Genomic DNA, 11720 nt, shown 5'->3' on the forward strand with positions numbered 1-11720 from the left:
CATGAAAAAAATAGTTCCAGCAAAGAAATCCACAGCCAGGCGGCGTAAACCGGCTCCCAAAAAAAGCAAAACCATCCTGACCCTGAAAAGAGTCGGGTATGGCATAATTGTGTTTGTAGTGTTGGGACTTATTGCAGTAGGCTATCATTACCGGGACGGACTGGCCTATTATTTAAGTTACAAAACCGATAAAGTACTCAAAGCTGAAAAAGAAGAAAAGCGCATTTCCGATGTGAGGATTTATGAAGTGTTGAGTAAGCATGATACGAAAGTTATAGGTTTTGATGTGTCTCAGTATCAGGGGAAAATAAAGTGGGATTCTGTAAAAAGCATCAATGATAATTTTAACCTTGGTTTTGTGTTCATCAGGGCTACTGCCGGGAAAAATGCAGCCGATACGCGTTTTGAAGAAAACTGGAAAGCTGCAGGAAAAACGAATATGGTTCGGGGTGCCTATCATTATTATCGGCCTAATGAAAACTCCATTGAACAGGCCGAAAATTTTATCCGTACCGTACGACTCCGTAAAGGAGATTTACCGCCAGTACTCGATATTGAGCAATTACCCAAAAACCAATCCCTGGACAGCCTGAAAAAAGGGCTGGGCAAATGGCTGAAAAGAGTAGAGAAGGCTTACGGCACAAAACCCATAATTTATTCCGGAGAAAGTTATTACAGCGATTTTCTGGAAGAAGAATTCAGTGAATATACCTTTTGGATCGCCAATTATAATTTTTTCGTAGAAAGGATCAAAGACGAATGGTTATTCTGGCAGTTTACAGAAAAAGCTTCCGTAAATGGTATCAAAGGGAATGTAGACGTGAATATCTTCAACGGTACCGAAAACCAGCTTCGAAATATTACTATCGAATAAGGATTGTAAATGATACAAAAAAGCCTTGTATTCTAATAGAAGCAAGGCTTTTTGTAGGCTATTATGATTTTTAAAAATCGAGTTTTTTCTTACGCAATTCGAAATTCTGTCCCAGGTATACTTTTCGAACCATTTCATCCTGAACGAGGTCTTCCGGTATTCCTGCTTTTAGGATCCCTCCTTCAAACATCAGGTACGTCTTATCTGTAATTGCCAGGGTTTCCTGTACGTTGTGATCGGTAATCAGGATTCCAATGTTTTTATTTTTCAATTGGGCAACAATCCTTTGGATATCTTCCACTGCCACCGGGTCAACCCCTGCGAAAGGTTCATCGAGAAGGATGAATTTTGGGTCGGTAGCCAGTGCTCTTGCAATTTCGGTACGTCTTCGTTCCCCACCCGAAAGTAAATCCCCACGATTGGTGCGGATATGTTCCAGGCTGAATTCAGCAATCAGGGATTCCATTTTGGCAATTTGTTCCGCTTTGGATAATTTGGTGAGTTGCAATACACTTAAGATATTATCTTCGATACTTAGTTTCCGGAATACCGATGCCTCCTGTGCCAGGTAGCCAATACCATGTTGGGCCCTTTTATACATCGGATAATCGGTAATATCTATATTGTCCAGGTAGATGTGGCCACTGTTGGGTTTTACCAATCCTACAATCATGTAAAAGGAAGTTGTTTTTCCCGCGCCATTTGGACCTAAAAGTCCTACAATCTCGCCTTGGTTTACTTCTACAGAAATACCCTTTACAACACTGCGCCCTTTATAGGTTTTAACTAAATTATCAGCTCTTAAGATCATATATTCTTTTTAAAAAAATGAAAATAGCAATTTGTAAGTTTCGGAAGACCCGTAATTAGAAATTGCTATTTGCGTTTCCGTTATTATACGGATTCTGTATTGTTTTCGAGAGCATCCCAAAATTCGTAAGCTCTTCTTAAATGAGGAATTACAATAGTACCACCCACAAGTGTAGCGATCCCTAATGCTTCCATTACCTGTTCTTTTGTGAGCCCGATTTTATAACTCGTTTCCAGGTGGTATTTGATACAGTCATCGCAACGCAGTACAGCAGAAGCGACAAGACCCAAAAGTTCTTTTGTTTTTACATCCAGCGCCCCTTCTGTGTAGGCATTCGTGTCCAGATTGAAAATGCGCTTGATGATTTTATTATTGTCTCCAAGAATTTTATCATTCATTTCCTGGCGATAGTCGTTGAATTCTTTAACTAAATTACTCATTTGCTGTTATTATTTCTTCTTTTGGTTCTTTTCGTCTTACCCATTTCACGATAAAAATACTAATTTCATATAACAATACAATCGGAATGGTTACAATGGTCTGGCTTACTACGTCCGGAGGAGTAATAATGGCCGCGATGATCAGGATGATAACGTACGATATTTTACGGTATTTGCGCAGAAAAGCGGCAGATACTACACCCAGTTTCGCCATGAAATACATCAGGATCGGAAGTTCAAAAACCAATCCACATGCTAATGAAGAAGTCTTGATTAGTCCGATATAGGAATCGAGGTCAAAATCATTGTGTACTTCCTTACTGATGGAGTACGTTCCTAGGAAGTTCACGGATAAAGGAGCGATCAGGAAATAGCCGAACAATACACCGACAAAGAAAAGGAATGAAGCAACAATGATGAATGTTCTCGCATTTTTACGTTCGTTTTCATAAAGTGCAGGCGATATAAATTTCCAGAATTCAAAAAGGATGTAAGGGAAACTTATTATAAATCCGGCGGTTATAGCGGTCCACATATCGGCATTAAACTGGCCTCCCATGGTTCTACTCTGTACCGTAAAAGGCATTTCTGTAATGCACATGCTTTCGTCCATATTGAACATTTTTGCCAGATCACAGAAAAAACGATAGGTGATGAAATTAGGGTCTTTAGGGCCAAAAATAATTTTGTCGAAAATAAAATCATTAAAAAAATACGCGACAAGACCACAAATTAATATAGCAATTGTGCTGCGGATAAATAACCATCGTAAGTCCTCGAGATGATCCAGGAAAGACATCTCATTTATGTTTTTTTTCGCCATTATACTATTCCTTCTTTTAAAATATCATGTAAATGCAATACGCCAATGTATTGATTATTTTCCAAAACAACGAGCTGTGTGATCGCAAAATTTTCCAAAATATTCAAAGCATCGACTACCATCGCATCCGATTGAATTGTTTTTGGATTTTTTGTCATGATGTCACGGGCTGTCAAATCACTGAATGAATCCCTTTCGTTGAGCATTCTTCGGATGTCTCCATCTGTGATAATACCTACTACTTCATTGTTGTCTACTACAGCGGTTACACCGAGACGTTTTTCAGAAATTTCAAAAATAGCAGATTTGATACTGGAAGAAGGTAAAACTTCCGGCTTGTGGGACAAGTCAAGCATGTCTTTCACACGAAGCAGTAATTTTTTACCCAAAGCACCACCTGGATGGTATTTTGCAAAATCTTCACTCTTGAAATCCCGTAGTTCCATCAGGCATACTGCGATAGCATCTCCAATAACCAATTGGGCGGTTGTGCTGTTTGTTGGTGCTAAGTTTAACGGACAAGCCTCCTTTTCTACATACGCATTTAATACATAGTCGGATTCTTTTCCCAAAAAAGAAGCTGTATTTCCTGTAATCGCGATCAGGGGATTACCAAATCTTTTCAATAACGGGACCAAAACTTTAATTTCCGGGCTGTTTCCGCTTTTGGAAATACAAATTACAGTGTCTCCGGGCTGAACCATTCCGAGATCACCATGAATCGCTTCAGAGGCATGGAGGAATAGGGAGGGAGTACCAGTAGAATTAAGGGTTGCCACAATTTTCTGGGCAATTATAGCGCTCTTTCCAATTCCGGTAACCACAAGCCTGCCCTTGGATTCGAAGATGATAGTTACAGCTTTTGCAAAGTCATCAGTGACGAGATCCGCCAGTTTGGCGATAGCATGGCTTTCCTCAAGAATTGTCTTTTTTGCAGTAGCTATAAGGTTTTCGTAGTTTGTCAAAACAGATTTTTTATTATAGTTGTGAATATTAAAGAATTTCGTATCTTTATATAATGCAAATTTATGTAAAATACCCTTAATATAAAGAATGAAATCTGTCGAAATTGACTTACACAAAGAGTTAAAAAAGTATTTTGGCTTTAGCCAGTTCAAAGGACTGCAAGAAGATGTTATAAAAAGCATTATCACCGGAAACAATACTTTTGTGATTATGCCTACTGGTGGTGGAAAATCACTTTGTTATCAATTACCCGCACTTATCTTGGATGGAACAGCAATTGTAGTTTCTCCCCTAATTGCATTAATGAAAAATCAGGTTGATGCAATACGAAGCCTATCGTCAGAAAATGGAATTGCCCATGTATTGAATTCATCGCTTACCAAAACAGAAATTGCCCAGGTTAAGAAAGACATTACCTCCGGACTTACAAAACTTTTGTATGTAGCCCCGGAATCCCTTACAAAAGAAGAATATGTCACTTTTTTAAAAGGAGTGCCATTGTCATTTGTAGCGATTGATGAGGCGCATTGTATCTCGGAATGGGGACACGATTTTCGTCCCGAATACAGGAATCTAAGGAGTATTATTAAGCAGTTAGGCGATATACCAATTATCGGGCTGACCGCTACTGCCACGCCTAAAGTGCAGGAAGATATATTGAAAAACCTCGATATGCCCAATGCGAATACTTTTAAGGCATCATTCAACAGGCCCAATTTATATTATGAAATAAAAACAAAAACGAAAAATGTCGAATCGGATATCATTCGTTTTATAAAACAGCATAAAGGAAAATCAGGCGTTATTTATTGCCTGAGCAGAAAAAAAGTAGAAGAAATTGCACATGTGTTACAAGTGAATGGCATTAGTGCTGTTCCATACCATGCCGGATTGGATGCTAAAACCAGAGCCAGACATCAGGATATGTTCCTGATGGAAGATGTGGATGTGGTGGTAGCAACCATTGCTTTCGGGATGGGGATCGATAAACCGGATGTACGGTTTGTGATTCACCATGATATCCCAAAATCACTCGAAAGTTATTATCAGGAAACCGGTAGGGCTGGACGTGATGGTGGGGAAGGGCATTGCCTGGCTTACTATTCGTACAAGGATATCGAGAAATTGGAAAAATTCATGTCCGGTAAACCGGTTGCAGAACAGGAGATCGGTTATGCATTATTGCAGGAAGTAGTAGCCTACGCAGAAACATCCATGTCCAGAAGAAAATTTATACTTCATTATTTCGGGGAAGAATTTGATGGAGAAAACGGTGATGGTGCCGATATGGATGATAATGTACGGAACCCAAAGAAAAAAGTAGAAGCAAAAGAGCAGGTACGCATACTTTTGGAAACGGTGAAGCAAACCAAGCAACTATACAAACCAAAAGAAATTATTTTTACCTTAACCGGTAAAGTTAATGCTGTTATAAAAGCACATAAAACCGATACGCAGCAATTTTTTGGTGCAGGAAAAGACCATGATGATAAATACTGGATGGCTTTAATACGACAGGTATTAGTTGATGGTATGCTGTCTAAGGATATTGAAACGTATGGCGTTGTAAAACTGACCCCCAAAGGAGAGGAATTCATTAAGAATCCACAATCTTTTTTGATGTCGGAAGATCACGAATACAATGAGACGGAAGATGAAGCTATCGTTACGGCTGCTAAATCATCCGGAACTGCCGACGAACAATTGATGGTATACCTGAAAGACCTTCGTAAAAAAGTAGCAAAAAAACTTGGTGTGCCCCCGTTTGTGGTATTCCAGGATCCTTCACTCGAAGACATGGCGCTTAAATATCCGGTTTCTATAGAAGAACTTGGAAATGTTCACGGTGTTGGGGAAGGAAAAGCAAAGAAATACGGAAAAGATTTTGTAGACCTGATCTCAAAATATGTAGAAGAAAACGATATTGTCCGTCCCGACGATTTAGTAGTCAAGTCAACAGGGGCGAATTCTGCACTTAAGTTGTATATTATCCAGAATATTGACCGCAAATTGCCGTTGAATGATATTGCTTCTGCAAAAGGATTGCAAATGGATGCTCTTTTAAAGGAAATGGAGCAAATCGTATACTCGGGAACAAAACTGAATATAAAATATTGGATAGATGATTTGCTGGATGAAGATCAGCAGGAGGAAATTCATGACTATTTTATGGAATCAGAGTCCGATAATATTAAGGATGCCCTTAAGGAGTTTGATGGCGAATATGATTTTGACGAATTACGGCTGATGCGTATTAAATTCATCAGTGAAGTAGCAAATTAAATAAAAAATAAAAACCGGTTTCTGACCGGTTTTTTTATGCTTACTCTTCATATAGTTCCCCGCGATGCGGCTTTAGTGCATCACGTACCGGGATCATTTCAGCATCTGTAACAACCATGTAGGCAATAGCATACATGTCATTAAGTACTTCATGCCCTGTAATGTTTAAGGGGAGTTTTTCAATTGCGATAAATTCTTTAAGGTGGATTTCATGGTGTTCTGCGGTTTTTGCTGCAGCAGGCCCCCGGAAATCCCAAATGAGTTTTATTTGTCTGGACATAAGATAAAGTTCAAAATTAAGAAAGACAAAGTTACAAAGTTTATGAACCTTAGCCTGCAAAAACAAAGATCTAAAATGTAAATTGCTATTTTTGCAAAAAAAAATAAGATATGCCAAGAGAGATACAATTACAAGCTGCGCCTGAAGTAGCGGCCAAACCGGAGCTGTTAGCAGCACATGTCGCAAAATTATTTCAGGTCAGTGTCTCCGAAATTAACCATGTCGTAATATTGAAGCGCTCGATTGATGCACGCCAAAAAGCGATAAAAGTAAACCTCAAAGTAGCGGTATATCTCAATGAGGAATATAAAGAAGAAAATATAGCATTGCCTACCTATAAGGATGTTTCTAATGCACAGGAAATTATCGTGGTTGGTGCGGGTCCGGCAGGATTATTTGCAGGATTAAGGCTGATTGAACTTGGATTAAAGCCTGTGATTATTGAGCGTGGTAAAAATGTAAGGGATCGAAGACGTGACCTGAAAGCGATTAACCGCGATCATATTGTAAACGAAGATTCCAATTATTGCTATGGTGAAGGTGGTGCAGGAACCTACTCTGATGGAAAATTATATACCCGTTCCAAAAAGCGAGGTGATGTGGATCGTATCCTGGAACTCTTTGTAGGTTTTGGAGCTTCGAAAGATATTCTAATTGAAGCGCATCCCCACATAGGAACAAATAAACTGCCTAAAATAATCAGTGATATTCGGGAGAAAATTATCGAATTCGGGGGTAAAGTCCTTTTTGATACCCGGGTAACGGATATATTGGTTAAGAATAATGAGATAGAAGGTGTCGTTACTCAGAATGGGGATACGATACATTCAAAAAAGATTATCCTGGCCACGGGACACTCCGCCCGTGATATTTTTGAACTTTTAGACCGTAAAAAAATACATATTGAGGCCAAGCCATTTGCCATTGGTGTACGTGCCGAACATCCACAGTCTTTAATCGACAGTATTCAGTACAGTTGTGATTTTCGGGGGGAATACCTGCCTCCAGCTCCCTATGCTATCGTAAAACAGGTTGGCGGAAGAGGAATATATTCTTTTTGTATGTGCCCGGGTGGTGTTATTGCGCCTTGTGCAACCAGTCCTGGAGAAGTGGTGACCAATGGATGGTCGCCTTCCAAAAGGGATAGGAGCACGGCAAATTCCGGAATCGTGGTCGAACTGCGTCTGGAAGACTTTAAGCCGTTTGCTAAATTTGGGGCATTGGCGGGAATGGAATTTCAAAAAAGCATTGAACAGAAGGCATGGCATTTAGCGGGGGAAACTCAAAATGTACCCGCACAGCGGATGATTGATTTTACCCAAACCAAAATTTCAACGGATATTCCTAAAACATCCTATGTGCCTGGAACGACTTCAGTTGAATTAGGGCAGGTGTTTCCAGGATTTATTACCCAAACGCTACGGGAAGGTTTTGTTGAATTCGGGAAATCCATGAAAGGCTACCTGACTAATGAAGCTATTTTGCATGCTCCTGAATCCAGGACATCTTCACCGGTCAGAATTCCAAGGGATAATTTTTCTCTGGAGCATGTACAGATTAAAGGATTGTATCCATGTGGTGAGGGAGCCGGTTACGCGGGTGGAATTATTTCGGCAGCGATCGATGGTGAGAAATGCGCTGAAAAAATTGCCGAAAGCCTTGTTCATGTATAGATTCGGGTATCAAGAGTTTATATTTTAAGGGATTTTAACGCAGTATAGGGAGTGAGGATCATTTTCTTTTTTTGTATTTTTGGGGGGTATATATAAGGTATGAAAGAAGAATATGTAATATTGGTTAATGAAAAGGACGAACAGATTGGGTTAATGCCAAAGCTGGAAGCCCATGAAAAAGCACAACTTCATCGTGCGTTTTCAGTATTCATTTTAAATTCCAAAAATGAGATAATGCTACAGCAACGTGCGGTTGAAAAATACCACTCGCCATTATTATGGACGAATACCTGTTGTAGTCATCAGCGGGAAGGTGAAACAAATGTGGAAGCCGGAAGCCGTAGATTGTTTGAAGAAATGGGTTTCAGGACATCGCTGAAAGAGCTGTTCTCGTTCATTTATAAAGCCCCTTTTGATAATGGGCTGACAGAACATGAGCTCGATCATGTTATGATTGGGTATTATGAAGAAAATCCGGAGATTAATAAAGAAGAAGTAGAAGATTGGAAGTGGATGGATATTGATGCCATAAAAGTCGATATGGATAAAAACCCGGAAATCTATACCGTTTGGTTTCGTATTATATTCGATGAATTCTATCATTTCTTAGAATCACATAAAAATTAATATTTTAAAAAAACCTGATAATTTGCCGGCTGTATTTTTAAGATAAACAGCGGTATAGCAACACAATAGAAATGAGAGTAACCGTAAGCCGGAAGGCACATTTTAATGCTGCACACCGTTTGTATCGCAAAGACTGGTCATTTGAAAAAAATGATGCTGTTTTTGGTAAATGCAATAATCCGAACTTTCACGGGCATAACTATGAGTTAACCGTAAGTGTAACCGGGGAAATTGATGCTGAAACAGGTTATGTGATCGATATAAAAGAGTTGCGGGAAATTATAGAACAGGAGGTCGAAAAGCCTTTTGATCATAAAAACCTCAATCTTGACGTTCCTGAATTTGAAGATTTGAATCCAACTGCCGAAAATATAGTAGTGGTAATCTGGAACAAAATCAGGAAAAGGCTTCCATTGACATTAGAATTGGAAGTAATAGTATATGAAACCCCAAGAAATTTTGTCTCCTATCGGGGAGCATAATCATAAATAAATAGCCCAATGAAATTCGAAGCCTATCCAATTCAATTTAATCCGATCCTGAAAGATAAAATCTGGGGAGGTGATAAACTAAAAACAGTATTTCACAAGCCTATTAAAACCGAAACAACCGGCGAGAGTTGGGAAATTTCAGGTGTCAAAGGGGATATCAGTGAAGTGAGTAATGGCATATATGCGGGTAAAAACCTGAATGAATTATTGGATTTGTTTCCTGAAGCTGTTCTTGGAAAAGCTGTTCATGAAAAATTTGGTACAGATTTTCCGCTTTTGTTTAAATTTATTGATGCCAAAGAGGATTTGTCTATTCAGGTGCATCCTAATGATGAACTTGCCCAAAAACGACACCATTCTTTTGGTAAAACCGAAATGTGGTACATTATGCAGGCCGATCCGGGTTCCAGATTGATTGTAGGATTCAAAGAAGATTCCAATGCATCAGAATATATCCAAAATCTCGAAAATAAAACGCTACTTAGCATTTTAGATGAAGTTCCTGTGGGAGAAGGTGATGCTTTCTTTTTGGAAACAGGAACGATACATGCAATTGGTGCCGGAATTGTTTTGGCAGAAATTCAGCAGACTTCTGATATTACGTATAGAATATACGATTGGGATCGTGTGGATGCGGAAGGTAAGGGACGTGAATTGCACACCGAACTTGCGTTGGAAGCGATGAACTACAATAAAACAGCAACTCAAAGAAAATACAGTACAGCAAAAAATCAGAGCAATTCAATTGTGGATTGCAAATATTTCACAACCAATATTATTCCTTTGGATGGAAAATTGGAAGTGGTACGCTCGACAGATAGCTTTACAGTATATATGTGTGTTGATGGGAATTTTGAATTGCGTTGGGATAATGGAGCCCAAAGTTATGGTAAAGGAGATACTATTCTGATTCCCGCATATTTGGATCATTATACTTTAGAAGGAAATGCTTCATTGTTAGAAATTTATATTTCATAGTCTGTATTAGAAAGATTATATGTAGTTTTGCACCCAATTAAAATTAAAATAAAATGGCGAACATTAAGAATTTAAAAAAAGACATCAATTACGTATTAGGAGATATTATTGAAGCAGTTTATATCTGGGAGCTTACTACTACTGGAAAACCAACAACTGAATCAGAATCTTTAATCGACGAAGCTATCGGAACTTTTGATGCATTGATCACTAAAGTGAATGCTAAAAACGTAGAAAATAAAAAAACGCATTTCAAACAAATCAACACTGAATTGGAAGCGGCTGCAAATCAATTGGTTGCTAAGATCAATAATTTGTAAGAAAAAAAATCAATAAAAAAGTGCAGATTTTTTTTGGAAATTCAAAATTCACTCTTATATTTGCACCCGTATTGAGAACGCCGGTGTAGCTCAGCTGGCTAGAGCAGCTGATTTGTAATCAGCAGGTCGTGGGTTCGAGTCCCTCTATCGGCTCAATAAAAAAACCGCTAAACATTGTTTAGCGGTTTTTTGGTTTTATAGCATTTTGATTTTGTGCTTTAATGATGCTATTGTCTTTCGTTGGGAATGTGTTAGGGAAAAGCTAAAGAAGTTATCCCGTAAAGATGGCCAGGTTTTGGTGAAGCTGATGAACCGCCAGACGGGTACTACTACTTTTGCTTTGATCAAGGATTTGAAAAGCGGCTGGAAAGCTTTTTGGTTCAATCAAACGGCCAAGCTTTTTAATATTAACCTAAAAACTTCGTACGAACCTGAAAGTAATCTTGAGGATTACCAGATAGAGCTGATTTTGCTTCGTGCTTTCGCAGAGCGCAAACTGGAACAACAGGCTCCTTTTAAGAAAATTGATATTATGGAATTGAGCCGTGTTTGGGAATCCAGGCGTGTAGCGAGTGAGGCTGAAAAGCAATAAGCGCAAAACGAATACTGCTTATACTATATATAGTAGTGTAAAAATACAGCAATCCCCTTTTTGATTCAGATCAAAAAGGGGATTTTGTTTTAGGGTAGTAGCTGGAGTTGCCTATTATATAGGAGTGGTACTGTTGTTAAAACAGAAATCAACGCACGGCTGAAGAAAGTTTCAAAACCTTCCTGTGGTTAGTTTATTGTTTTCCAGCGGATTAAAATATAATATTAAATAAAACCTAAAAAAAGGGTATTAAAGGCTAGGAAAAGCGGAAAAAGGGGTTACTTTTGCACCCGCAATAAGGGCGAGTTCATAATTATATTGAGATGAGTTGTAGTACAAGGATTGAAAAAATACTTTACAAAAAGCTTGTCAGAAATAAAGAGATGATTTACCTTTGCGCTCCGCAAAACACGGGAAGTTCGTTGAAAGATTGAGTAAGTAATAGAAGGAAAAGGAGGTATTAAATCTTCCGAAAAAAAAACTTCAAAAAAAGCTTGCGAGATAGAAACGAAAGATGTAGTTTTGCAGCCGCTTTGAGAGACAAGCGAAACACAAGAAGACA

The 11720-nt window shown here is 38.7% G+C and carries 13 protein-coding genes and 1 tRNA gene; 9 read left to right on the top strand and 5 right to left on the bottom strand.

Going from position 1 to position 11720, the window contains the following annotated elements; all coding sequences use genetic code 11:
* Position 1: 1 nt before the first annotated feature.
* Complete coding sequence (locus FK004_RS09155) at positions 2 to 874, top strand: glycoside hydrolase family 25 protein (protein ID WP_108737000.1); 873 nt, start codon at positions 2 to 4, stop codon at positions 872 to 874.
* Positions 875 to 944: 70 nt separating this feature from the next.
* Here FK004_RS09155 and lptB read toward each other — a convergent pair whose 3' ends face one another.
* From lptB to FK004_RS09175, 4 genes are all read right to left on the bottom strand, one after another.
* On the bottom strand, positions 945 to 1685 hold the full coding sequence (gene lptB / locus FK004_RS09160; RefSeq protein ID WP_108737001.1) for an LPS export ABC transporter ATP-binding protein: 741 nt from the start codon (positions 1683 to 1685) through the stop codon (positions 945 to 947).
* Positions 1686 to 1768: 83 nt separating this feature from the next.
* Positions 1769 to 2125, bottom strand: a complete 357-nt coding sequence (locus tag FK004_RS09165) for a carboxymuconolactone decarboxylase family protein (protein WP_108737002.1) — start codon at positions 2123 to 2125, stop codon at positions 1769 to 1771.
* Complete coding sequence (tatC, locus tag FK004_RS09170) at positions 2118 to 2948, bottom strand: twin-arginine translocase subunit TatC (RefSeq protein ID WP_108737003.1); 831 nt, start codon at positions 2946 to 2948, stop codon at positions 2118 to 2120. The genes FK004_RS09165 and tatC overlap by 8 nt, the downstream gene beginning before the upstream one ends.
* Positions 2948 to 3913 (bottom strand): KpsF/GutQ family sugar-phosphate isomerase, encoded by a 966-nt coding sequence (locus FK004_RS09175; protein WP_170108552.1) that lies wholly within the window; start codon positions 3911 to 3913, stop codon positions 2948 to 2950. Before FK004_RS09175 ends, tatC begins: the two co-directional genes overlap by 1 nt.
* 88 nt (positions 3914 to 4001) lie before the next feature.
* Here FK004_RS09175 and recQ point away from each other — a divergent pair, with 88 nt between their 5' ends.
* Positions 4002 to 6197, top strand: a complete 2196-nt coding sequence (gene recQ / locus FK004_RS09180; RefSeq protein ID WP_108737004.1) for a DNA helicase RecQ — start codon at positions 4002 to 4004, stop codon at positions 6195 to 6197.
* Between the two features lie 40 nt (positions 6198 to 6237).
* On the opposite strand, the gene FK004_RS09185 is transcribed toward recQ, so the two are convergent.
* Positions 6238 to 6477, bottom strand: a complete 240-nt coding sequence (locus FK004_RS09185) for a hypothetical protein (RefSeq protein WP_108737005.1) — start codon at positions 6475 to 6477, stop codon at positions 6238 to 6240.
* Between the two features lie 110 nt (positions 6478 to 6587).
* Between FK004_RS09185 and FK004_RS09190 the strand changes: the two genes are divergently transcribed.
* From FK004_RS09190 to FK004_RS09220, 7 genes are all read left to right on the top strand, one after another.
* Complete coding sequence (locus tag FK004_RS09190) at positions 6588 to 8150, top strand: NAD(P)/FAD-dependent oxidoreductase (RefSeq protein ID WP_108737006.1); 1563 nt, start codon at positions 6588 to 6590, stop codon at positions 8148 to 8150.
* A gap of 99 nt (positions 8151 to 8249) precedes the next feature.
* Entirely contained in the window at positions 8250 to 8777 is a 528-nt protein-coding gene (gene idi / locus FK004_RS09195; protein ID WP_108737007.1) for an isopentenyl-diphosphate Delta-isomerase, read from the top strand.
* A gap of 71 nt (positions 8778 to 8848) precedes the next feature.
* Positions 8849 to 9259: a 6-pyruvoyl trahydropterin synthase family protein gene (locus FK004_RS09200; RefSeq protein WP_108737008.1), complete on the top strand. Its 411-nt coding sequence runs from the start codon at positions 8849 to 8851 to the stop codon at positions 9257 to 9259.
* 18 nt (positions 9260 to 9277) lie between these two features.
* The gene (locus FK004_RS09205; protein WP_108737009.1) at positions 9278 to 10246 is read left to right on the top strand and encodes a type I phosphomannose isomerase catalytic subunit; all 969 of its coding nucleotides are present in this window, start codon (positions 9278 to 9280) and stop codon (positions 10244 to 10246) included.
* Between the two features lie 53 nt (positions 10247 to 10299).
* Positions 10300 to 10566 (top strand): hypothetical protein, encoded by a 267-nt coding sequence (locus FK004_RS09210; protein ID WP_108737010.1) that lies wholly within the window; start codon positions 10300 to 10302, stop codon positions 10564 to 10566.
* A 79-nt stretch (positions 10567 to 10645) separates the two neighbouring features.
* Positions 10646 to 10719: transfer RNA gene (locus tag FK004_RS09215), tRNA-Thr, on the top strand.
* Between the two features lie 58 nt (positions 10720 to 10777).
* Positions 10778 to 11158 (top strand): DUF4294 domain-containing protein, encoded by a 381-nt coding sequence (locus tag FK004_RS09220; RefSeq protein ID WP_227871698.1) that lies wholly within the window; start codon positions 10778 to 10780, stop codon positions 11156 to 11158.
* Positions 11159 to 11720: the final 562 nt, after the last annotated feature.

This window comes from Flavobacterium kingsejongi, from assembly GCF_003076475.1.
Taxonomy (GTDB): domain Bacteria; phylum Bacteroidota; class Bacteroidia; order Flavobacteriales; family Flavobacteriaceae; genus Flavobacterium; species Flavobacterium kingsejongi.